This is a genomic window from Streptococcus lutetiensis, from assembly GCF_900475675.1.
In the GTDB taxonomy this organism is placed as follows: Bacteria; Bacillota; Bacilli; order Lactobacillales; family Streptococcaceae; genus Streptococcus; species Streptococcus lutetiensis.
This window is the reverse complement of sequence record NZ_LS483403.1, coordinates 1,227,486-1,250,407: the sequence shown is the minus strand read 5'-3', so window position 1 is coordinate 1,250,407 and position 22,922 is coordinate 1,227,486. Positions and strand designations below refer to the sequence as shown.

The window sequence follows — 22,922 nt, the reverse complement described above, 5'->3', positions numbered from 1 at the left end:
TATTGTTTCGTTGCTTTAAATTTTAAGTCATATGGGACTCTTTGTATACTCAAAAGCTCCATAACTTCTTAGCAGGATTTTACCCACTACAGAAATTATAGAGCCATTATTTTTCTTTGTAGTAAGTATCATTCCATTTGATACAAGTGTATTGGTCGAAGTCAAAGGTTTCAATGATGGTAACACTACCGTTGTCCAAGCCACCATTAGAGCGTAGAACCGCAGGCTCATAACCGAGCAAACTTCTGATTGACGCTGTGAAATTTGCGCCGTGTCCAACCAGAAGAACATGCTGGTAAGGTTGGTCTTTCATTGAACGGATAAAGCCTTCGACACGTTTTATAGTTTGATAAAGTGATTCAGCATTAAAAATATCGTTATCAAATTTCGCCAAATTGTGACGGAAGGCATCCATTTGTGTCGGATAGATATCAGTCATTGTTGAGATTTTACTACCTTCAAGTCTTCCAAGATGCCATTCGCGCAGCGCTGGTTGAAAACTGATAGCCTTTGGATAATTGTTGCGTGACATGATGATTTTACAAGTATCACTGGCACGTTTTAAATCGCTGGAAAAGACAGCATCGAATTTGATATCTTTTAGGTAGTCTCCTAATTTTTCAAGATCTCGAATAGATTCTTCTAATAGTGGGGAGTCGCCATTTGCTCCTTGAAAACGCCCTTCGAGATTCCATTGTGTTTTACCATGGCGTACAAAATAAAATTTCATTCTTGTACCTTCTAATCTAAACCATTATTGGTGTGAGTCGTCGCGTAAGTCAGCAAAGCTTGCACCGACAAAATCTGCCAAGGTTTGGCTATTGATGCGGATTGAGCGCCCAACTTCACCGGCAGAGACAATCATTGTTCCCATTTCTAGAGCACGGTTATCAATAAAAATTGGGAAATTGTGTTTTTGACGAATGCCGACAGGATTATTTGCCCCGTGAATGTAACCTGTTGTTTTTTGAAGATTCTTTTGTGGAATCATACTGACTTTTTTATTGCCAGAAACTTTAGCTAGTTTTTTCTCAGAAAGGTGCTCAGTAATTTGAATAATTCCGATAAGTGTTCCAGTTTTGTCACCAGTCAAGGCTAGGGTTTTGAAAATATCTGATTTTTCAATGCCTTCAGGTAGCTCGTCTTTCAATGCGTTGATGGCTAAGCTATCGTGTTCAATTTTGGCTTTATCTAAAATTTGGTCGACCAAGGTCTTTTTAAGTTTTACTTTTTTTGCCATTTTCCCTCTCAATCTTTCTATTTCATTCTATTCACCTACTATTGTACTAAAAATAAAAAAAGGTACAAGTTTGCACATTTTATAGTGTGTTGTAATATGCTTGGACTAGTTCGACAAAATCTTCAACGTCATAATCACTACCAAAATAATCATTAGCACTTTCTGACCAATAATCAGTTGGGTCAACGTGGTCAGTTCCACCAAGGTAGTTGCTAACCATTTCGTGTATCCAAATAGTACCGTCGCTATTTTCTTGACCAAGTGTTACGGGAAGGTCATATTTTTTTAGCATGTACGCTGTGTAATAAGCAGCATTGGCTAATTGTTTTGCAAAGCTGTCTTGTGAGGTTCCATGTGTTAATTCAAATTGAATGTAGTAAGGATTGGCTTTGGCACCAGCGCCTTGAGCTTCGTAATTTTCATCAGCAATACGAAGAATGGTAGCGTCGTCGATGAAAGAATGGACAAAAATACCTTTTTCATCATAATTTTGAACCATATAGTTCACTTCACTTTGGATAGTTGAATCATCAACGCCAGTATCGTGAATAATGATTCCACGAGGTTTACTATCAGAGGTTTTATAAGCGCTTTGTTCAAAGCTCTTTTCAATACTATCTGTAATCTCGCTGTGTGAATAAGCTAGAGTTTCAGCGATGTATTGGTTGATGGCGTTTGTTTGTTGTAGTGAAATATCTTTGGTGTCGATATAGTAAGTTTCACCATTCATGTCAAATTCTGCAAGGGTAACTTCTTTTTGATTGATTTTAGCCTTGTAATAATAAGCATCGATAGCCAGTTCAGTGTCTTTGAAAAGACTGGTACTTGAACCATTCTTGGTGTAAATATTGGCTTTGGTGCTAGAGACAGTGTCCGTTTGAGATGTAGTGTGTAGTGTAGTTACTAGCTGATGACAAATCTAAGTCGTTATCTAGCGCGTGGGTAATAATTCCCGAAAAGAATAGTTTAGAAAAAATGATTATAAGTGCAGCAAAGGAAATGACTAAAACAGAAATGTTTAGGTAAATTGATTTTTGATATCGTTTCCTCCGAGAGAGATGTTTCTTTATTGACATGCCTAAATTATAGTTTGATTGGCTTAAAGAAAAATAAAAGGCTAGCAAATGCTAGTCCTTTATTTGTTATCAGCTTTTCCGAAAAGTTTTTCGTACGTTTCTTTTCGATCTTTGGTAACGGCGATTTGGTTCAAATCAAGAGCAGAATCAAATCCGCCGAGGTAACCTTGTGATGTATATTGATGAAGATCGTAATCCAAGTCTGTTTGTGGAGCGGCATCATAGTAACCAGAATCAGAACCATAAGCAGGAATCCATACGGCATCAAAACCGTCAACAGAGATTTCTTGCTCAGTCATGAAGTAAGTACCAATGTAGATACCAACTTTTTCAGCTCCAAGTCGTTTTAATTCACTTAAGAATGCCTGTACACCTTTATTCATATCTGACATAGTTGCTTCCTCAACGTCAATCCAGTAGAAAGTAGGTTTGTAGGGTGAAGCATTTTCGTAGAAGGTTCTTGCTTCATTTTTCATTTCCTTGACGCTTTTTCCGAGGGCGTAACTGTAGACGGCTACAGGAACATTTCGTTTTTGAAATTCTTTAATATGTTTCTTAAACGATTTATCGATACCAGTTGTATAGGCAGCGTTGCTATCTTTACTGATTTGTGACCCTCCATAGACACGTACGATAGCACCGGAAATATTTTGAGATAAAGTGTCATAATCAATTTCATTTGGTAGTTGCCAACCTGAAACGTCGATAATCGGATTAAGAACGAATTCTTCATCAGTTTCTGAAGTTGATGTAGTAGTCGGTGTCGTGCTTGAGCTACTCATAGTTGGGATAGAAGCCTTAGCCGAAGCCAGTTGTTGCTTTCGTAAGCCGTCAGAGTGATTTTTACCAATCACGAGAAGCAGCCCAAACAGGGCAAAGAAAACTACAACAACAATTGGTTTTAATCGTCTTCTCATTAGTCATATTTTAGCGTAAAAAGAATCAAAAATCAAAACAATGATCATTTTGTAATCAATTTGTCATATTTTTTAACAAATTATCTATGGACATTAGGAGAGCTAGCAATGCCAGTAAAGCCTACGTAAAAAGCTTTTTTAGGGACATTGTTTGAAAAGGCTTTCTAGTTCTGTAACCATTTTTTCAGGTTCTGTTTTAGAAGAAAAACGTTTGACGACATTTCCGTTTTGGTCAATGAGAAATTTGGCGAAATTCCATTCAATATGTTTGCCAAGAGGACCTTTTGTCTGACTTTTTAGCCAATCATAAAGTGGATCGGCTTCTTTACCATTGATTTTGATTTTAGCAAAACGTGGGAATGTAGTCTGATAATTTAGCGTGCAGAAAGTGTTGATTTCATCAGCAGTTCCAGGCGCCTGATTCATAAACTGGTTGCAAGGAAAATCTAAAATTTCAAAGCCTTTGTCATGATAAGTATCGTAAAGGTTTTGCAAGCCTTCGTATTGAGGTGTTAAGCCACATCCAGTTGCTGTATTAACTACCAAAAGAACTTTGCCTTGGTATTTTGAAAGAGAAATATCAGTGCCGTCTTGAGCTTTGACGGTAAAGTCGTAGAGATTAGTCATGGTTGAGCTCCTCTGTGTAAGCGATGATTTGGTCGACAGTATCACTTAAGAATTGGATAGTGTCGCGCAGTGGTTGAGCTGTTGAGATATCAGCACCGATTAATTTTGCGGTATCAAGCGGTGTGCGTGAGCCGCCAGATTTTAAGAAATTAAGCCAATCTTTGTCGCCATTTGGATTGTTTTTCAGGTTAAGGTAACCAGTAGTTGAAATCACCATACCAGCTGAGTAAGTGTAGCTGTAAAGTCCCATGTAGTAGTGACTTTGACGCATCCAAGTAAGCGCAGCGTCGTCATCGATTTCAACAGCATCACCCCAGAATTGATTTAGGACATCTTTCATAATGCTGTTAAGCTGTTCAGCGCCAAATGTTTTTCCTTCTTCAATTAAGCTGTAAACACGACGTTGGAAAGCAGCTTCCAATAAGTGTGTGATGAAGTTGTGGAAGTAAGTGTCTGTCAAACGATGCGCTAGAGCAAAGCGTTTTTGACGAGGATTATCAAATTGTTTTTCAAGATAATCACTTAAAAGCAGTTCATTGAAAGTTGATGGGGCTTCAACATAATAAGTTGACATGTGAGTGTTGAAGTAGCTTTGGTTATTGTCTGAGAAGATAAATTGACCAGAGTGCCCGATTTCATGAATAAGTGTGTAAACGTCAGACATACGACCTGTCCAACTCATGAGAATATAGGGGTGAACTTTGTAAGGGTCAGCAGCATAGCCGCCAGAATCTTTGTTAGCATTAGCAGCAAAATCGACCCAGCGTTCTTTTCTAAAACGAGAGACTTCGTTTGCATATTCTTGACCAAGAGGTACCACAGATTTCATAACTAAATCATAAGCGTCATCAATAGTAACTTCAGGATTAAGTTCAGCATCCAAATCAAGTTTCCAGTCAGCAAACGTCATTTTATCAAGACCATTGACTTTGGCAACGTGTTTGAGATATTTTTGAGCTACTGGAGCAAATTCAGTCATGATAAGGTCGATTTGTCGATCAAACATGGCATGGTCAACTTCTTGTTCAGCTAAAAGATAATCAAAGACTGAGTCATAGCCACGCATATCGGCGATAAGTTTTTCAAATTTGACTTGGGCAAGATAAGCGCTAGCAGCTGCATTTTGATGCTTACGAAGACCAGATGAGAAAGAGCGAAAGGCTTTTTCACGAACGTCAGCATTTTCGTGGTTTTGATAGAAGTTTTCATAAGTGACAAAAGAGTTTTTATAGATTTTGCCGTCAACTTCAAAATCGTCCATTTCAAAGTCACCTGCACGCATCTTAGTGTAAATATCTTGCGGTGCCCTGAAAACTTCGCTAAGATTAGTCAATGTTTTTTCAACTTCTGGTGAGATAAAGTGACTTTTCTTGATTTTGGCTTGACGAATGGCTGCACTAAAATGTGGATTCGCTTCAAGAGCATCAAGAATATCAGAATCAGCAGTAGCAAGAGCAGTGTCAAAGAAGCTGAGCTCTACGTTAGCTTTTGTAAAGAAATCAGCTCCAGCTTTGGCAATTTGAGCAAATTCTTCATTGCTGAAATCTGTCGTTTGTGGCATAAAAGCGTAATTGTCAATATGACTCATCTCGATGTAGATTTGCTCGATTTCATAGAGCGCACGAGTAAAGTCATCGACAGTTGAAAGTTTATCTTGGTAGTTTTTCGTGAAAAGATTAATATCTTCTAGTGTCTTTTCAATGTGACGTAGAAAATCTTCGCGGTCTTGGTAAAGAGCGCTTAAATCCCACAGTTCATTTTCAGAAAATTCAGAACGTTGTTTTAATTCCATGGTTTTACCTCTTCTTATAACATTATTATGGAACAGTATAGCAGAAAAAAGCGGTTAACTGAAAGGAGAGTCACTATTTTTCTAAAAAAATTTTTTAGCCAATCTTGTTTTTTAGTAAAGCGGTGAGATTACTTATCTAACAAGCTTTGTCAGGAATTCTTGCTAACAAGTTTCTTTAAAAAAGTCAGAAAATTATATAAAATAATGTGCAATTTATAGAAATTGGGTTACATTTTCCCTAAAAAGTGGTATGATTAAGTAGTACGCTTGTAATAAAGGATTAAAATCCGAACAAAAAAGGAGTGAAGAGTGTGACAATCCAAAAACTGGAGAACAATGATACCCAGTCGATCATTACCGAGGAAGTCAAAGTACTAAAAAGCTTACTCGATGAAACAACCCATCAAATGGTTGGTGATGAGGTATTCACTAAAATTCAAAACATTGTTGAATTGTCAGTAAGTGATGAATACGGCAAACTTGAAGAACTAGTAGCTCAGTTAACCAACGAAGAGATGGTTGTTGTGTCTCGTTATTTTTCAATTTTGCCACTGTTAATCAACATTTCTGAAGACGTTGACTTTGCTTATGAAATCAACTACCAAAATAATACAAATCAGGATTATCTTGGCAAACTCTCTATGACTGTTGACATGGTTTCAAAAAGCGAAAACTCTAAAGAAATCCTTGAAAACGTAAATGTTGTACCTGTCTTGACTGCTCACCCAACACAAGTTCAACGTAAAACGGTTCTTGAATTAACAAACCATATTCACGACCTTTTGCGTAAATATCGTGATGTGAAAGCAGGAGTAGTTAATCGCGATAAATGGTACACTGACTTACGCCGTTACATTGAAATCATCATGCAAACGGACATCATTCGTGAGAAAAAACTTAAGGTAAAAAATGAAATTACCAATGTAATGGAATATTACAATGGATCCTTAATTCAAGCGATTACTAAGTTGACGTCAGAGTACAAACGCTTGGCTGCTGAAAAAGGTATCGACCTAACAAATCCAAAACCTATCACAATGGGTATGTGGATTGGTGGTGACCGTGATGGTAACCCATACGTAACTGCTGAAACTCTTCGTTTGTCAGCTACTGTTCAAAGTGAAGTGATCATCAATTACTACATTGAAAAATTGACAGGTCTTTATCGCACATTCTCACTTTCAACAACGTTGACTAAAATCAGCCCTGAAGTTGAACGTTTGGCAGAATTATCAAGCGATAAATCAATTTATCGTGAAAACGAACCATACCGTAAAGCTTTCAACTACATCCAATCAAAATTGATTCAAACATTGATTGAATTGAAAGCTGGTCCAACTATTTCACGTCGTGCACTTGAAAATAGTAAACTTGGTTCAGACATTTACGCAAGCACTAACAACGCAAGTGTTATTGCTAAATATTTGCAAAACAAAGTTAATAAAGTTTCATCAGAACTTCAAGATGAAATTCCAAGTTATAAAACTGCTAAAGAATTTAAAGACGACTTGCTCACCATCAAACAATCATTGCTTGATAATGGAGATGATGCTCTCTTGACAGGTGACTTTAGCGAGTTGCTTCAAGCTGTTGATGTCTTTGGTTTCTACCTTGCAACAATCGATATGCGCCAAGATTCAAGCGTCAATGAAGCTTGTGTCGCAGAATTGTTGAAATCAGCAAATATCGTTGATGATTACAGCGCTCTTTCTGAAGAAGAAAAAGTTAAAGTCCTTCTTAAAGAATTGCAAGAAGACCCACGTACATTGTCATCAACAAATGCTAAAAAATCAGAACAACTTCAAAAAGAATTGGCTATCTTCCAAACAGCTCGTTACCTTAAAGATAAATTAGGTGATGAAGTTATCAAACAACACATTATTTCACACACCGAAAGTGTTTCTGATATGTTTGAATTAGCTATCATGCTTAAAGAAGTTGGACTTCTTGATAATCAAAAAGCGCGTGTTCAAATCGTGCCACTTTTTGAAACTATCGAAGACCTTGAAAACTCACGTGGTATCATGGAAGAATTCCTTGATTATGATATCGTTCGTCGTTGGGTTACAGCTAACAAAGGTTACCAAGAAATCATGCTTGGTTACTCAGATAGTAACAAAGATGGTGGTTACTTATCATCTGTATGGACACTTTACAAAGCTCAAAATGAATTGACTCATATCGGTTCAGAACGTGGTATTAAAGTGATATTTATCCATGGTCGTGGTGGTACTGTCGGTCGTGGTGGTGGTCCATCATATGAAGCAATCACATCACAACCATTTGGTTCTATTAAAGACCGCATTCGTTTGACAGAACAAGGTGAAATCATCGAAAACAAATACGGTAATAAAGACGTTGCTTACTACAACCTTGAAATGTTGCTTTCAGCGACAGTTGACCGTATCGTTACTCGTATGATTACAAATCCAGATGAAATCGATACTTTCCGTGAAACAATGGATGGCATTGTGACATACTCAAATGGCGTTTACCGTGACTTGGTATTTGGTAATCCACATTTCTACGATTACTTCTTCGAAGCTACTCCAATTAAAGAAGTATCAAGCTTGAACATTGGTTCACGTCCAGCTGCTCGTAAGACAATCACAGAAATCTCTGGTCTTCGTGCAATTCCTTGGGTATTCTCATGGTCACAAAGTCGCATCATGTTCCCGGGATGGTATGGTGTTGGTTCAGCCTTCAAACATTTCATCGATGCTGAAGAAGGAAACCTTGAAAAACTTCAACACATGTATGAAAAATGGCCATTCTTCCATTCACTTCTTTCAAATGTAGACATGGTATTGTCTAAATCAAATATGAATATTGCTTTCCAATATTCTAAATTGGCAGAAAGTGAAGAAGTTCGTAATGTCTTCAATGTTATTCTTGACGAATGGCAATTGACAAAAGATGTTATCTTGGCAATTGAAAAACACGATAACTTGTTGGAAGAAAATCCATCACTTCGCGCAAGTTTGGATTACCGTATCCCATACTTTAACGTTTTGAACTACATTCAAATTGAATTAATTAAACGTTTGCGCCATGATGAGTTGGACGAAGATTACGAAAAAATCATTCATACTACAATTAACGGTATTGCCACAGGATTACGTAATTCTGGTTGATATGTTTAACCAAGGTCAGGGTCTGGGATTAAGTTCTCAGACTTTGACTTTTTTTTAGTCCAGAAAGATGATATAATGTCATATGATAAATTCGAAGATATTATAGGTGACTCTATGAAAATTGATAAAAGGCATCTCCTAAATTATTCCATCCTAGTGCCTTATTTAATCCTCTCAGTAATTGGACTGATTGTTGTTTACTCAACCACTAGTGCGACGCTGGTGCAGTATGGAGTGAACCCATTTGCGTCAGTGCTGAACCAAGGTTTTTTTTGGATAATTAGTCTGTTTGCAATTGGTTTTATATATAAGTTAAAATTAAACTTTTTGAAAAACTCTCGTGTTTTGACAATGACCATGATGATAGAAGTAGTGCTCTTGTTGATTGCACGTTTCTTTACCAAGACCGTCAATGGTGCCCATGGTTGGATTGTTATTGGTCCTATTAGTTTCCAGCCTGCTGAGTATTTGAAAATCATCATTGTTTGGTTCTTAGCATTTACTTTTGCAAGGCGTCAAGAATTGATTTCGACATATGACTATCAGGCTTTGACTAAGCGTAAATGGTGGCCAACCAAGCTTAGTGATTTGAAAGACTGGCGCGTGTATTCATTAGTTATGGTTCTTTTGGTTGCAGCGCAGCCTGACCTTGGAAATGCAGCTATTGTCGTTTTGACTGGTTTGATTATGTATTCAATTAGTGGTGTTGGTTATCGCTGGTTTTCAGCCATTCTGGCTACCATTACAGCTTTCTCAACAGTCTTTCTTGGGATAATTGCTATTGTCGGGGTTGATAAGATGGGTAAAGTTCCAGTCTTTGGTTATGTTGCTAAGCGCTTCAGCGCTTTTTATAACCCATTTAAAGATTTGTCTGACTCAGGACACCAATTGGCGCATTCATACTATGCGATGAGTAATGGTGGCTGGTTTGGACGTGGTCTTGGAAATTCCATTGAAAAAGGTGGCTATCTTCCAGAAGCAACTACAGACTTTGTTTTCCCAGTTGTGATGGAAGAACTTGGTATGATTGGAGCAAGCCTCATCCTAGCTCTGCTATTTTTCCTAATCTTGCGAATCATGCATGTCGGAATCAAGGCTAAGAATCCATTTAACTCAATGATTGCTCTTGGGACTGGAGGAATGATTCTAATGCAAACCTTCGTTAATATTGGTGGTATTTCAGGATTGATTCCATCTACAGGGGTTACTTTTCCGTTCCTATCACAGGGAGGAAATAGTGTATTAGTCTTGTCGGTAGCAATTGGTTTTGTTTTGAATATTGATGCTAATGAAAAACGTGAAGAAATTTACCGCGAAGCAGAAGCAGAATTACAAGCCAAGCAATGACTTACCCAAATTCAAGAAGATAACGTTATTGATTTAGATAGTTTTTATTAATAATAGAAATTTCCTAAGAAATTAGGAGATTTTTTGTTAGAAAAGAAGGAAAAAAGTTTGAAAATGGAAATTTCTTTCATGTAAATATAAGCAAAAATAGTTATATTTTGCCTATTCACACTCTTACGAAATGAAGAAATCTTAAATTAAGCAGTAAAATACTTGCAATTCTTGCATAATTTGTTAAAATAGTAAGGTAAAGTTAGACTGTATTGCCTACTGTCTATCTATAAAATATATTTTATTGGAGGCTTTTACCCAAATGGCAAAAGAAAAATACGATCGTAGTAAACCACACGTTAACATTGGTACAATTGGACACGTTGACCACGGTAAAACTACTTTGACAGCTGCAATTACAACAGTTCTTGCTCGTCGTCTTCCAAGCGCAGTTAACACACCAAAAGACTACGCTTCTATCGATGCTGCTCCTGAAGAACGCGAACGCGGTATCACAATCAACACTGCACACGTTGAATACGAAACTGCTAAACGTCACTACGCTCACATCGACGCTCCAGGACACGCGGACTACGTTAAAAACATGATCACTGGTGCTGCCCAAATGGATGGTGCTATCCTTGTAGTAGCTTCAACAGATGGTCCAATGCCACAAACTCGTGAACACATCCTTCTTTCACGTCAAGTTGGTGTTAAACACCTTATCGTCTTCATGAACAAAATTGACCTTGTTGATGACGAAGAATTGCTTGAATTGGTTGAAATGGAAATCCGTGACCTTCTTTCAGAATACGATTTCCCAGGTGATGAACTTCCAGTTATCCAAGGTTCAGCACTTAAAGCCCTTGAAGGGGACACTCACTACGAAGACATCATCATGGAATTGATGGACACTGTAGATGAATACATTCCAGAACCAGAACGCGATACTGACAAACCATTGCTTCTTCCAGTCGAAGACGTATTCTCAATCACTGGTCGTGGTACTGTAGCATCAGGACGTATCGACCGTGGTACTGTTAAAGTCAACGACGAAGTTGAAATCGTTGGTATCCGTGAGGACATCCAAAAAGCTGTTGTTACTGGTGTTGAAATGTTCCGTAAACAACTTGATGAAGGTCTTGCAGGGGATAACGTTGGTGTTCTTCTTCGTGGTATCCAACGTGATGAAATCGAACGTGGTCAAGTTCTTGCTAAACCAGGTTCAATCCACCCACACACTAAATTCAAGGGTGAAGTTTACATTCTTACTAAAGAAGAAGGTGGACGTCACACTCCATTCTTCAACAACTACCGTCCTCAATTCTACTTCCGTACAACTGACGTTACTGGTTCAATCGAACTTCCAGCAGGTACTGAAATGGTAATGCCTGGTGATAACGTTACTATCGACGTTGAATTGATTCACCCAATCGCCGTCGAACAAGGTACTACATTCTCAATCCGTGAAGGTGGACGTACTGTTGGTTCAGGTATCGTTTCAGAAATCGAAGCTTAATTTTAGTTAATTAATTAAGTTCCCAGATAACAATTATTAGTCAGATAGTAATTGTGGAAAGAGTCCCGAAAAGGGCTCTTTTTTGCAATTTCTTTCATGATTATGTGTAAAAATCCCCTCGAACCTTTAAAAGATGCTGAAAATATGATAAAATAAGGGGGTAAATAAAAATAGAAGAGGTATGTGAAATGTCACGTAAACCATTTATCGCTGGTAACTGGAAAATGAACAAAAATCCAGAAGAAGCTAAAGCATTCGTTGAAGCAGTAGCTTCTAAATTGCCTTCATCAGAACTTGTTGAAGCTGGTATCGCAGCCCCTGCACTTGTCCTTTCAACAGTTCTTGCTGCAGCTAAAGATTCAAATCTTAAAGTCGCTGCTGAAAACTGCTACTTTGAAAACGCTGGTGCTTTCACTGGTGAAAACAGCCCTAAAGTATTGTCTGAAATGGGAACTGACTACGTTGTAATCGGTCACTCAGAACGTCGTGAATACTTCCACGAAACTGACGAAGATATCAACAAAAAAGCAAAAGCTATCTTTGCTAACGGTATGCTTCCAATCATCTGCTGTGGTGAAACTCTTGAAACTTATGAAGCTGGTAAAGCTGCTGAATTCGTAGGTGGACAAGTTTCTGCTGCACTTGCTGGATTGTCAGAAGAACAAGTTTCTTCACTTGTTATCGCATACGAACCAATCTGGGCTATCGGTACTGGTAAATCAGCTAGCCAAGACGACGCACAAAAAATGTGTAAAGTAGTTCGTGACACAGTTGCAGCTGACTTCGGTCAAGCAGTAGCTGACAAAGTTCGCGTTCAATACGGTGGTTCAGTTAAACCTGAAAACGTTGCAGCTTACATGGCTTGCCCAGACGTTGATGGTGCTCTTGTTGGTGGTGCATCACTTCAACCAGAAAGCTTCCTTGCTCTTCTTGATTTTGTAAAATAAGCAAGAATCATTGAAGCCATATTAAAAACTACTTGTCTTAGGACAAGTAGTTTTTTTGTACTAAAAAAGACTTGGATTTTATTTCCAAGCCTTTTATTTAGTAACGTCTAAGTAATTTTTTGAGATTATGAATAAGTTTGTATTTGAGAGGATGTGGGTAATAACGGAATGTTCCCATCTTACGAGTAATATAGCCGTTATAGTTTTGTTTAAAGCGTAGAACGCCGTCAGAACCGTCGAATTCTCCTGTAATACCTAAGAGGTTATAAGTGGTAATACCGCGTTTAATAGCTTCTAACATGACGTATTCTTGAAGAAGAGCTGGTGCGTAGAATTTATTGAACTCAGGGTATGAACCAGAAAAGAGATAGACAGCTTCTTGTTTGGTATAAACGAAGAGGCTACCCGCTAAGATAACGTTTTGTGAGCCATATTTTTCAATGAATGTTTTGGCTTCTGTAATACGTGTATCAAAGGTTGCTGATTGGCTTGATAATTCACGCAACTGATTTTGTTTCTTTTCAGAAGCATTATTATTTTCAATAGCTGTGCGAAGTTTCTCGATTCGTTTTTCAAGTTTAGCTTGGTCACTTTCAAGATGTTTGAGGTAATCTTGAAAATTAAGGCTTGCTACCATAAATTCACAAGCATCTCCAAAGCAATCATAGAAATCTTGATAGTAGTCTAGTGACTTATCGACATAGTCTCTTCGGTTAGATGTTGCAGAAGTGATTTCTTTGAAGAGTGGAAGTTCGCTACGATCAAGTCTTCGTAAGGTAATTCCAAATGTTTTAGCTTTCTTAACAAGTGGACGACCTTTTTTGCTGAATGATTTTAGTAAGGATTTTTCATCCAAATCAGTCAAATCTTTGACGTAATGCCAATCAGGCTCACCACCAGGGTAACCTGTCATAAGGCCATCGTGTTGGTAGCCTAGTGATGTGAAATCTTCAATTAAATTAATTCTTTCATCATCAGTTGGTTCACCGTTGGTGTCAAAGTGTTGATAGGTATCAAATGGTTTGACCAGTAATTCGATGGCACCATTTTCTTTAGCATAGCTTTGAAGGCTTTGGTAAAAGTTTTTTAAGTAAGATTGATTGCGAGAAGCAGGTCCAGAGTTGATCTCCATATGAAGGCCGCCAGCCACTGGTATACTGTAAAGGACACCAGCAACTTGGAGTTCATCAGCTTCTTTTAATCCAAGAAAAGTGACTTGATAGCCTCGTTTTTCAAGCAAATTTGCCATTTCGACAGATTGCATGAAAGATTTGTAGTTGACGGTATTACAAAAAGTCTCAAAAACTTTTTTATCGATAATCTCAAGAGACATTAATGGCTATTTCTCCTTTGTTTGCGAATGTTATAAGCCAAGTTTGATAGTTTGTAAAGCAAACCATTTACTGGAATGTTAAATTCACCGATGAATTCTTCAATTGTTGGATTGAAGTTTGATTTGAATTTAGTCAAACCGTCATCAAGTGTTCCTTCAACACCACCCATATTTGCCCAGATGATGCCATCAGCATAAGCATCTTCAAATACTTTTGGATAAAGTGAGTATTGAGGATAGAATTTCTTGAACTCGTCGTTCATACCAGCATAAAGCATTTCCATAACGTTACCGAATGAAACTGATAAGATACCTGCGATGATTAATTCATCAGGGTATTTTTCAACAAATTCTTCAAACTCAGTAATGTATTTTGTAACAGAATTTTTTTGTTGTGTTAACTTAGTCAAACGTTTTTTCTGATGTTCAGCAGTTTCAGCCAAGTCTTTTTCGATTTGAGCTAATTGTTCTTTGTATTCAGCCAAACGTTTTGGTAGGTTAACCTTTGCCAAGTGTAGGTAAGCATCATCACCATAAATTTCCATCATTTTACGGAAATAATCTTCGTTGCGAAGAGCAACACCTTTGCGGTTTTCTGTAAGAGCAACGACATCAGCAAAAGCCTTTACGTCATCGATTGTACCACGCGTAGTGATAACACCACGGTGAACGGCGTCTTTCATCAAACGTTTTGTGTGTTTAGGGAAAGTTGATGTCATGTCTTCTTGTGTGTAGACATTAGCTTGGAAACGCGGTTGGATGCTTTCAGCAATAGTTGTTGTGCGTCCAGTCCATTCGCAACCAGCAGCTTTTAAGTTGTCGATAGCAAGAAGTGTGTCTTTATTTTCATCAACTTCTTCACCAATTTTGTATTGTTTAAGCAACAAAGCTGGGTCTATTTTGATGAAAAGGGCATGTTTTGTTTTACCGTATTTTTTAAGTGATTTGATGACAAATGCAACGAGTTCTTTGTCACTGTAATCCATAATTGGTCCACGTGGGATGTAAAGCATAGTGAAGCCAAGTGGCAATGCTTTGATTAGGATAGAAGCAGAAGCAACTAATTGGTCATCTTTGTAAAAACCAATACGTTCGTTGTCCCAATTATCTTTAACTTTTTCCCAATTTGATGATTGTAAAAGGTTTGTTTGATTGCTTGATTTTGCAAAATTATCGTGTTCTTCAGCTGAGATACCGATTTTATAGCTATACATTATTTTAAGACCCACTCTCTAAGGGCGTGTGCAACGCCACTTTCTTCGTTTGATTTTGTGATATATTTAGCGATTTCTTTAAGTTCTGGTGTACCATTTTCCATAACAACTGGGTTACCAACCGCTTCTAACATGGCACGATCATTTTCGGCATCACCGATAGCCATGGTTTGTTCAGCAGTAAGCCCCATTTTTTCAGCAAGGTGCTTGATGGCATTCCCTTTGCTGGCTTTTTTGTTCATGAATTCTAGGTAAAATGGTGTTGATTTAACAATCGTGTATTTATCAAAGAATTCTTGTGGAATTTTTTCGATGGCAGCATCAAGAACTTCAGGTTCATCGATATACATCATTTTAATAATTTCTTTATCGCCCATTTCTTCTGGAGTGCGGTAAAAAATTGGCATATTAACCAAACTTGATTCGTGAACCGTGTATTTTCCAATATTACGGTTAGCCGTGTAAATACCTTGTTTCGTGATAGCATGCATGTGAACATCTAATTTACGGCTAAGGAATTCAATATCAAGATAGTCTTCGTAAGTCATGGTTTCCGTGATGATGTTTTCACCGGTTGACGTATCTTGGACTAGTCCACCATTGAAGGTAATAACATAATCGCCTTCTTCTTTTAGATTTAATTCGTTAAGAAGTGGCTGAACACCTGGAATAGGACGTCCAGTTGCGATAATGACCTTAACACCTTGTTTTTTAGCTTCTTGAACAGCTTCGAAAACTTCAGGTGTGACTTTACGGTCGTTGGTTAAGAGTGTGCCGTCGATATCGACAGCGACTAATTTAATAGACATAAGGTTAATTTACCCCTCCTAAAGAATCTCTACCTATATATCTTACTAAAAAGTGGCTTATTTGTCATGGGGAACACAAGGAATTCTAAGAGGTACCGTTTTCATTTTTAAAAAAGAAAAAGAAGTTAGGTGAAACCTAGACAATTTGTCATCAGTTTCATCTCTAACTTCTTAATTGGGTGAGACAAAATGATCATTTGAGATATAGCTCATAAATTCATTTTTTGTCTGTGTGAATAAGTCATCATCTCTGAGCATTTCTTTTGGGAAGTAGAAGCGTCTATCGCCATAAATTGTTCCTGTCAAGGCTTTTACAATCGGTGAGATGGTTGATAGCTCAACGACTGAGCCGTCTTGTTGAATCATGTTAATTTCAGTGCGAGGTTCTTTCTTTTCGGGGCGGTAAATATCGTAAGGAAGGTCAAAGTTAACATGAATTCCAGTGTAATAATCTGGATCAAAACCAACAGATTTTACCAATTCAACTAAATGACTGAGGTCTTTACGTGATTCTTCTTCGAAAGTTACTGATTTGAAAACTTTTCGGTTAACAAAACGGCTTGCTAAGTCTGCTAAAATATCATCTTCAGCAGATATCCAAGCTTGAAAATAAGTATTCATCACACCGTCATCTAGTGATAAATAATCAGCTAGACTAGCTTGATTGGCTAAAAAAGGGATGAGATTTGGTGACGTTTTTTCAAAGAAGTGGCTGTCTATGTGATAAAGGTATTTAGCACGTTTTAAGAGATTTTGCAGCAAGACTTCCATAGCTCGGCTAGCGGGGTGAAAATAGACTTGCATGTACATTTGAAAACGGCTGACGATATAGTCTTCAACAGCATGCATGCCATTATATTCAAAGACAATGCTGTCTTTTGTCGGACGAATAACACGCAAGATGCGTGTCAAATCAAATTGACCGTAGTTTGCTCCGCTGTAGTATGAGTCACGTAAAAGGTAATCCATTCGGTCGCAGTCAATTTGACTAGAGATAAGTTGCACCACTTGTTTGTTGTGGTAAGTGTGGTTAATGACACTAGCCACTTTTTCAGGAAAATCTGGCGATACCTGACGTAAAATGGCATTCACTTCGGTATCAGGACTAGTAATGATTTCTTGAGTAATGGCTTCATGGTCTGTGTCAAAAAGCTTTTCAAAAGTGTGTGAATAAGCGCCATGTCCAACGTCGTGCAAAAGCGCAGCTACCATAGTTAAAAGATCTTCATTAGTGTCCCAGATCTCAGGAAATTTGGCATCAAAAATCTCAGTCACTCGTCTAGCGATTTCATAAACACCTAAACAATGTGAAAAACGACTATGCTCAGCACCATGGAAGGTAAAAACAGTTGTCGAGACTTGTTTGACACGACGTAGTCGTTGAAATTCTTTACTATTGATGAGGTCGTAAATGACCGGATGATTGACCGTTATATAATTGTGAACAGGGTCACGAAATACTTTTTCATTCATAATTTCATTATAACAAAAAAGCTAAAAAGCCAAATTTCAAGTTCAAATTAGCCAGTCTGTAAAAACTCTTTAGGAGATTTATAATTGAATAGTTTCTTTGGATAGTTGTTAATCCAGTTTTCAATAAATGCGACTTGTTGTTGAGTCGCATTTTTGCTTCCCTTAGGTAACCAACGCCGGATGAGTCTATTATGATTCTCATTAGTACCACGCTCCCAAGAAGAATACGGGTGGGCATAATAGATATGAGTAGGGTCAAAAACTTCTGCTAAACGACTGAACTCAGCCCCGTTATCAGCTGTGATAGAGTTCATTTGATAATCCTTGAGGATTGCTTTCAGAGCTTGATTGACTGAAACCGCGGACTTATCGGGAATGAGTCGAATGATTTGATAACGACTCTTTCTATCGGTTAGAGTCAACAGACACTCGTTTTTTGCCCGTGTTTGAATAACCGTATCAATTTCAAAATCACCGATATTCTCACGCTTATTAATGCTTTCTGGTCGTTCCTCAATAGACTTTCCAGCTGGCTTAAAATTGGGACTAGCATGCTTTTTCTTAGCTTTCTCTTGTCGAGGATAAAGCATATCAGCCTTGGTCAATCCTAAGTGTCCATGATGAATCCAGTAGTAAATGGTGGAGATGGGAACAGGTATCCCTTTTGACTTTACCATCATCTCGGGAGAGTATTTCTGTTCGATGTAGTGAGTTATCTTTCCTTTGAGTCCCTTGGTTAGGGAGACTTGTTTAACAGAACGTTTGCGATTGTTTTGATAGGCTTTTTGAGCAAAATCAGCTGAGTAGATCACTTCAAATTTTCCTTTACGCACTTGTTGTCTAACCTGACCACGTTTGACTTCGTTGTGAATGGTTTGAGGAGCTTTAGCTAATCTCCTAGCGATTTCACGATTTGAGAGCCCTTCTTGAAGCCAACGTTCAATCATTCTACGTTCAGTTAGTGTTAAATGTTTACTTTTTGGTGTATAATAGTTTTGCATCTCAGAGTCTTTCTAATTGTTGTTGTGGTGATTACAATTATATCTCTCTGAGATGTTTTTTGATACCCTTAGGTGGCTAACTTCATTTTAGAACTTTCCAAAAAAGCTAAAAATGCTAAGTGTTTAACTCTTGAAATAATCTTGTTTACGAATGTTAAAAAATTGCTTATAATGGAATTTATGACAAATGAACTGATTTTACGTTTGATTCAATTTTTTTTGGTATTTTTGATTGTATGGATTTTTGTAAGTATTCTTTATCAAGCCAAGAAAAATAGAGTTAATTTAAAAGAAAAATTTTGGACTGGTCTTTGGATAGGTTACGTGACAGATTTGCTTGATACTCTTGGAATTGGAACATTTGCGACCAGTACCGCACTTTTTAAAGCGACTAAGCTTGTGAAGGATGATAAGAAAATTCCAGCGACTCTAGCAACAGCTCATGGAATTCCTGTGATGATTGAGGCGCTTTGCTTTATCACAATTGTCAAAGTTGAATTGCCAACTCTTCTGGCAATGGCTACAGCTTCTTTTACAGGCGCCTGTGTTGGAACACGTGTTACCAAAAATTGGGAAACGCGCCGAGTTCAAAGAGTTCTAGGCACTTTATTGATTGTAGCTGCAATGATTATGATTTATCGCATGTTTGCAAGTCCTGGCAGTGGGGCTAACGAAGGTGTCAGAGGTCTACATGGCATCCTTTTACTTGTTGGGGTGTGTTTTAATTTTGTGATTGGAATGTTAACAACGATGGGGCTTGGAAATTACGCACCTGAGTTGATTTTCTTTTCTATGGTCGGTATTAATCCATCAGTAGCTCTTCCTGTCATGATGCTTGATGCAGCAGTTATTTTATCTGGAAGTACGAGAGAATTTATCAAATCCGAACGTGTCAATTGGTCAGGAGTTCTAGGTATTATTATTGGGGGATCTTTTGGTGTTTTGACAGCAGCATTTTTCCTCAGTCAGCTAGATATTAATAACTTTAAAATCCTGATTATTCTTATTGCTATTTTTACAGGAATTACCTTACTTCGTTCATCAGTAATTAAGCGTTAAAACAGCGTTATTATTGGCTTTACGAGCAAAGAATTGGTATAATTTTAAAGAAAGGAAGAAGCTTACATTAAATGAAACTTCATATTAAAAATAAAATTGATTTAGATGGACAAGTTGAGTTAGTTGAGCAATCATATCCAGTTAAATTAACAGAAAAAAATGGTCATATCTATCTCACTTATACCAATGAAGAAAAAGAAACGGTTATGCTGAAGTGTAATGACCAAGAATTGATTATGACACGTTTTTCAACGCCAAAATCAATCATGCGATTTCATCGTGAAACGCCAGCTTTAGTTACTATTCCGACACCTGTTGGTTTGCAACATTTGCAAACACAAACAAGTGTTTATGAGTTGGATACGAAAGAGCAAAATCTTAAAATCCATTATCAGTTAAAACAGCTCGAAGGGGATAGTGTTTTTGCTAATTATCAGCTAGAAATCAAGTGGCTGTAATCCTAACCAAAGCTTGATATATCAAGCTTCAATGGTTGTAAGATTAGTTGACAAACGTTTTAAAAATTGATATGATTACTCTGTATTCAAGGGAGTAGCAGACGGGTAAAACCCGTGACATGGTCGTCATTACGAAAGAAATTTCCGGCCCTGTCTTAAACAGCGAGACTTGTTTTAAAAAACAGGTCTCTTTTTCTATAGAGGAGACCATAGGAGGAAACTATTTTGTCTAAAGAACAAAGTAAAGCTCTGTTTTATACACAGAGCAAAGATGAAACATTGGAAACTCTAGAGTCATCACGTGATGGTTTGTCTACAGCTGAAGCTCAAAAACGCTTAGACGAGTACGGTCACAATGAACTTGATGAAGGTGAAAAACGTGGTTTGTTTGCGAAATTCATCGATCAGTTCAAAGATTTGATGATTATCATTTTGTTGGTCGCTGCGGCTCTTTCTGTTGTTACAGAAGGAATGCACGGATTGACAGATGCCTTAATTATTCTTGCTGTTGTCATCTTGAACGCAGCCTTTGGTGTTTACCAAGAAGGTCAAGCAGAAGCAGCGATTGAAGCACTAAAAGACATGTCTAGTCAGATTGCGCGTGTTCGTCGTGATGATCATGTGGTGGAAATTGATTCACGCGAATTAGTGCCTGGTGATATTGTTATGCTTGAAGCTGGGGATGTTGTTCCAGCAGATATGCGTCTTTTAGAAGCTGCGTCATTGAAAATTGAAGAAGCAGCTTTGACTGGTGAATCAGTTCCAGTTGAGAAAGATTTGTCTGTTGAGGTTCCAGCTGATGCAGGTATTGGTGACCGTGTGAATATGGTTTACCAAAATTCGAACGTCACTTATGGACGAGGTGTTGGTGTAGTTGTTAACACTGGTATGTTTACTGAAGTTGGTAAGATTGCTGATATGCTTGCCAATGCCGATGAAACAGATACACCACTTAAACAAAGCCTTAATCAATTGTCTAAAGTATTGACTTACTTGATTGTTGGAATTGCTGCTGTTACTTTCCTTATCGGTGTCTTTGTCCGTGGTGAAGCTCCACTTAACGGACTAATGGTTGCGGTAGCTCTTGCGGTAGCTGCTATTCCTGAAGGTTTGCCAGCTATTGTAACAATCGTTTTGTCAATGGGGACAACAACATTGGCTAAACGTAATTCTATCGTTCGTAAATTGCCAGCTGTAGAAACACTTGGTTCTACGGAAATCATTGCCTCAGATAAAACTGGGACATTGACAATGAACCAAATGACAGTTGAAAAAGTGTACACAAATGGTCAATTGCAAAATGCTACTAGCGAAATTGCAGCTGATAATAATACACTTCGTATCATGAACTTTGCTAATGATACTAAAATCGATCCAAATGGAAAATTAATTGGAGACCCAACTGAAACAGCACTAGTTCAATTTGGTCTTGATCATAGTTTTGATATTCGTGAAGTTCTTAAAAAAGAACCACGTGTGGCAGAATTGCCATTTGATTCTGAACGTAAATTAATGTCAACGATTCACAAAGAAGCTGATGGTAAATACCTTGTTGCTGTTAAAGGTGCACCAGATCAATTGCTTAAACGTGTGACTCGCATCGAAGAAAATGGTCAAGTTCGTGATATTACAGCTGATGAGAAGCAAGCTATTTTGCAAGTCAATAAAGACCTTGCAAAACAAGCTCTTCGTGTTTTGATGATGGCTTATAAATATGTTTCTGAAGTGCCAACGCTTGAATCAGAAATTGTTGAGTCTGATTTGATTTTCTCAGGTCTTGTCGGAATGATTGACCCAGAACGTCCAGAAGCAGCGAAAGCTGTTGCTGTTGCTAAGGAAGCTGGTATTCGTCCAATTATGATTACTGGTGACCACCAAGATACAGCAGAAGCTATTGCTAAACGTCTTGGTATCATTGAAGATGACGGTCAAGACCACGTCTTCACAGGTGCTGAACTTAATGAATTGTCAGATGAAGAATTCCAAAAAGTTTTCAAACAATATTCAGTTTATGCACGTGTGTCTCCTGAACACAAAGTCCGTATCGTTAAAGCTTGGCAAAATGAAGGTAAAGTTGTTGCCATGACTGGTGACGGTGTTAATGATGCACCATCACTTAAGACAGCTGATATCGGTATCGGCATGGGGATTACTGGTACAGAAGTTTCTAAAGGGGCTTCTGACATGGTCCTTGCTGATGATAACTTTGCAACGATTATCGTCGCTGTTGAAGAAGGACGTAAGGTCTTCTCTAATATCCAAAAATCAATTCAATACCTTCTTTCAGCTAATATGGCAGAAGTCTTCACAATCTTCTTTGCCACACTATTTGGTTGGGATGTTCTTCAACCTGTACACCTTCTTTGGATTAACTTGGTAACAGATACGCTACCAGCGATTGCGCTTGGTGTTGAACCAGCTGAACCAGATGTGATGACTCACAAACCTCGTGGACGTAAATCAAACTTCTTTGATGGTGGGGTTATGGGCGCAATTATCTATCAAGGTATTTTCCAAACTTTACTTGTTTTAGGTGTTTACGGATGGGCATTGATGTTCCCAGAACATGCTTCAAACCGCATGATGCACGAAGATGCTTTGACAATGGCGTTTGCAACCCTTGGTTTGATTCAATTGCTCCATGCCTTTAACGTTAAGTCTGTTTACCAATCAATCTTTACAGTTGGAGCTTTCAGAAATAGAACCTTTAACTGGGCAATTCCAGTAGCCTTCTTACTATTGATGGTTACTATTGTAGTGCCCGGATTTAACCAATTATTCCACGTTTCACACTTGAGTGTGACACAATGGTTAGCGGTCATCATCGGAAGCTTGCTCATGACTGTTTTGACAGAAATTGTTAAGGCTGTTCAACGAGCTCTTGGTCAAGATGAAAAAGCTATTTAAGTTAGACTAATTATTAGCTAGGACAAATTGTCCTAGCTTTTTTGCTTTCTGAAAACTTTGAAAAATTTATGGTAGAAT

At 37.9% G+C, this 22,922-nt stretch carries 18 protein-coding genes; 7 read left to right on the top strand and 11 right to left on the bottom strand.

Translation table 11 applies throughout. The features are described 5' to 3' along the window. Nucleotides 1–106: 106 nt before the first annotated feature. From DQN23_RS06280 to pepF, 6 genes are all read right to left on the bottom strand, one after another. Nucleotides 107–730 (bottom strand): histidine phosphatase family protein, encoded by a 624-nt coding sequence (locus DQN23_RS06280; RefSeq protein ID WP_020917191.1) that lies wholly within the window; start codon nt 728–730, stop codon nt 107–109. 24 nt (nt 731–754) lie between these two features. Continuing rightward, nucleotides 755–1,240, bottom strand: coding sequence for an aminoacyl-tRNA deacylase (locus tag DQN23_RS06275; protein WP_058832739.1), 486 nt, complete (start codon nt 1,238–1,240; stop codon nt 755–757). 79 nt (nt 1,241–1,319) lie between these two features. Then, on the bottom strand, nt 1,320–1,970 hold the full coding sequence (locus DQN23_RS06270) for a peptidoglycan recognition protein family protein (protein WP_233422861.1): 651 nt from the start codon (nt 1,968–1,970) through the stop codon (nt 1,320–1,322). 405 nt (nt 1,971–2,375) lie between these two features. Further along, nucleotides 2,376–3,233: a glycoside hydrolase family 25 protein gene (locus DQN23_RS06265; protein ID WP_020917189.1), complete on the bottom strand. Its 858-nt coding sequence runs from the start codon at nt 3,231–3,233 to the stop codon at nt 2,376–2,378. Nucleotides 3,234–3,371: 138 nt separating this feature from the next. Then, nucleotides 3,372–3,860 carry a glutathione peroxidase gene (locus DQN23_RS06260; RefSeq protein WP_111712931.1) on the bottom strand — a complete coding sequence of 163 codons (489 nt, stop codon included), beginning with the start codon at nt 3,858–3,860 and terminating at the stop codon, nt 3,372–3,374. Then, complete coding sequence (pepF, locus tag DQN23_RS06255) at nt 3,853–5,652, bottom strand: oligoendopeptidase F (RefSeq protein ID WP_111712930.1); 1,800 nt, start codon at nt 5,650–5,652, stop codon at nt 3,853–3,855. The genes DQN23_RS06260 and pepF overlap by 8 nt, the downstream gene beginning before the upstream one ends. Before the next feature lie 311 nt (nt 5,653–5,963). Between pepF and ppc the strand changes: the two genes are divergently transcribed. From ppc to tpiA, 4 genes are all read left to right on the top strand, one after another. Then, on the top strand, nt 5,964–8,786 hold the full coding sequence (gene ppc / locus DQN23_RS06250; RefSeq protein ID WP_111712929.1) for a phosphoenolpyruvate carboxylase: 2,823 nt from the start codon (nt 5,964–5,966) through the stop codon (nt 8,784–8,786). Nucleotides 8,787–8,900: 114 nt separating this feature from the next. Next, nucleotides 8,901–10,133 carry a cell division peptidoglycan polymerase FtsW gene (ftsW, locus tag DQN23_RS06245; protein WP_043895281.1) on the top strand — a complete coding sequence of 411 codons (1,233 nt, stop codon included), beginning with the start codon at nt 8,901–8,903 and terminating at the stop codon, nt 10,131–10,133. Nucleotides 10,134–10,446: 313 nt separating this feature from the next. Beyond that, nucleotides 10,447–11,643, top strand: coding sequence for an elongation factor Tu (tuf, locus tag DQN23_RS06240; RefSeq protein WP_020917184.1), 1,197 nt, complete (start codon nt 10,447–10,449; stop codon nt 11,641–11,643). Between the two features lie 188 nt (nt 11,644–11,831). Next, complete coding sequence (tpiA, locus tag DQN23_RS06235) at nt 11,832–12,590, top strand: triose-phosphate isomerase (RefSeq protein ID WP_020917183.1); 759 nt, start codon at nt 11,832–11,834, stop codon at nt 12,588–12,590. Nucleotides 12,591–12,687: 97 nt separating this feature from the next. Here the strand turns inward: tpiA and DQN23_RS06230 are convergent, their stop codons facing one another. The 5 genes from DQN23_RS06230 to DQN23_RS06210 all read right to left on the bottom strand — a co-directional run bounded on the left by DQN23_RS06230 (nt 12,688) and on the right by DQN23_RS06210 (nt 18,420). After that, complete coding sequence (locus DQN23_RS06230; RefSeq protein WP_020917182.1) at nt 12,688–13,923, bottom strand: aminoacyltransferase; 1,236 nt, start codon at nt 13,921–13,923, stop codon at nt 12,688–12,690. Then, complete coding sequence (locus tag DQN23_RS06225) at nt 13,923–15,137, bottom strand: aminoacyltransferase (RefSeq protein ID WP_043895086.1); 1,215 nt, start codon at nt 15,135–15,137, stop codon at nt 13,923–13,925. The genes DQN23_RS06230 and DQN23_RS06225 overlap by 1 nt, the downstream gene beginning before the upstream one ends. Continuing rightward, entirely contained in the window at nt 15,137–15,946 is an 810-nt protein-coding gene (gene yidA / locus DQN23_RS06220) for a sugar-phosphatase (protein WP_020917180.1), read from the bottom strand. The genes DQN23_RS06225 and yidA overlap by 1 nt, the downstream gene beginning before the upstream one ends. Before the next feature lie 171 nt (nt 15,947–16,117). Next, on the bottom strand, nt 16,118–17,419 hold the full coding sequence (locus DQN23_RS06215) for an HD domain-containing protein (RefSeq protein ID WP_111712928.1): 1,302 nt from the start codon (nt 17,417–17,419) through the stop codon (nt 16,118–16,120). Nucleotides 17,420–17,466: 47 nt separating this feature from the next. Beyond that, on the bottom strand, nt 17,467–18,420 hold the full coding sequence (locus tag DQN23_RS06210) for an IS30 family transposase (protein WP_111712673.1): 954 nt from the start codon (nt 18,418–18,420) through the stop codon (nt 17,467–17,469). 180 nt (nt 18,421–18,600) lie between these two features. Here DQN23_RS06210 and DQN23_RS06205 point away from each other — a divergent pair, with 180 nt between their 5' ends. The 3 genes from DQN23_RS06205 to DQN23_RS06195 all read left to right on the top strand — a co-directional run bounded on the left by DQN23_RS06205 (nt 18,601) and on the right by DQN23_RS06195 (nt 22,844). Then, entirely contained in the window at nt 18,601–19,479 is an 879-nt protein-coding gene (locus tag DQN23_RS06205) for a sulfite exporter TauE/SafE family protein (RefSeq protein WP_043895279.1), read from the top strand. 71 nt (nt 19,480–19,550) lie between these two features. After that, nucleotides 19,551–19,937 (top strand): DUF1934 domain-containing protein, encoded by a 387-nt coding sequence (locus DQN23_RS06200; protein ID WP_020917177.1) that lies wholly within the window; start codon nt 19,551–19,553, stop codon nt 19,935–19,937. Between the two features lie 225 nt (nt 19,938–20,162). Next, nucleotides 20,163–22,844 carry a cation-translocating P-type ATPase gene (locus tag DQN23_RS06195; RefSeq protein ID WP_111712927.1) on the top strand — a complete coding sequence of 894 codons (2,682 nt, stop codon included), beginning with the start codon at nt 20,163–20,165 and terminating at the stop codon, nt 22,842–22,844. Nucleotides 22,845–22,922 lie beyond the last annotated feature (78 nt).

Excerpts from the sequence above, each read along its gene's own strand:
- DQN23_RS06270 (WP_233422861.1), bottom strand. The coding sequence starts at position 1,970 with ATGAATGGTGAAACTTACTATATCGACACCAAAGATATTTCACTACAA.
- DQN23_RS06215 (WP_111712928.1), bottom strand. The coding sequence starts at position 17,419 with ATGAATGAAAAAGTATTTCGTGACCCTGTTCACAATTATATAACGGTC.
- yidA (WP_020917180.1), bottom strand. The coding sequence starts at position 15,946 with ATGTCTATTAAATTAGTCGCTGTCGATATCGACGGCACACTCTTAACC.
- DQN23_RS06200 (WP_020917177.1), top strand. The coding sequence starts at position 19,551 with ATGAAACTTCATATTAAAAATAAAATTGATTTAGATGGACAAGTTGAG.
- DQN23_RS06280 (WP_020917191.1), bottom strand. The coding sequence starts at position 730 with ATGAAATTTTATTTTGTACGCCATGGTAAAACACAATGGAATCTCGAA.
- DQN23_RS06230 (WP_020917182.1), bottom strand. The coding sequence starts at position 13,923 with ATGTCTCTTGAGATTATCGATAAAAAAGTTTTTGAGACTTTTTGTAAT.
- DQN23_RS06265 (WP_020917189.1), bottom strand. The coding sequence starts at position 3,233 with ATGAGAAGACGATTAAAACCAATTGTTGTTGTAGTTTTCTTTGCCCTG.
- tpiA (WP_020917183.1), top strand. The coding sequence starts at position 11,832 with ATGTCACGTAAACCATTTATCGCTGGTAACTGGAAAATGAACAAAAAT.
- DQN23_RS06260 (WP_111712931.1), bottom strand. The coding sequence starts at position 3,860 with ATGACTAATCTCTACGACTTTACCGTCAAAGCTCAAGACGGCACTGAT.
- DQN23_RS06205 (WP_043895279.1), top strand. The coding sequence starts at position 18,601 with ATGACAAATGAACTGATTTTACGTTTGATTCAATTTTTTTTGGTATTT.
- ftsW (WP_043895281.1), top strand. The coding sequence starts at position 8,901 with ATGAAAATTGATAAAAGGCATCTCCTAAATTATTCCATCCTAGTGCCT.
- DQN23_RS06210 (WP_111712673.1), bottom strand. The coding sequence starts at position 18,420 with ATGCAAAACTATTATACACCAAAAAGTAAACATTTAACACTAACTGAA.
- DQN23_RS06275 (WP_058832739.1), bottom strand. The coding sequence starts at position 1,240 with ATGGCAAAAAAAGTAAAACTTAAAAAGACCTTGGTCGACCAAATTTTA.
- tuf (WP_020917184.1), top strand. The coding sequence starts at position 10,447 with ATGGCAAAAGAAAAATACGATCGTAGTAAACCACACGTTAACATTGGT.
- pepF (WP_111712930.1), bottom strand. The coding sequence starts at position 5,652 with ATGGAATTAAAACAACGTTCTGAATTTTCTGAAAATGAACTGTGGGAT.
- DQN23_RS06225 (WP_043895086.1), bottom strand. The coding sequence starts at position 15,137 with ATGTATAGCTATAAAATCGGTATCTCAGCTGAAGAACACGATAATTTT.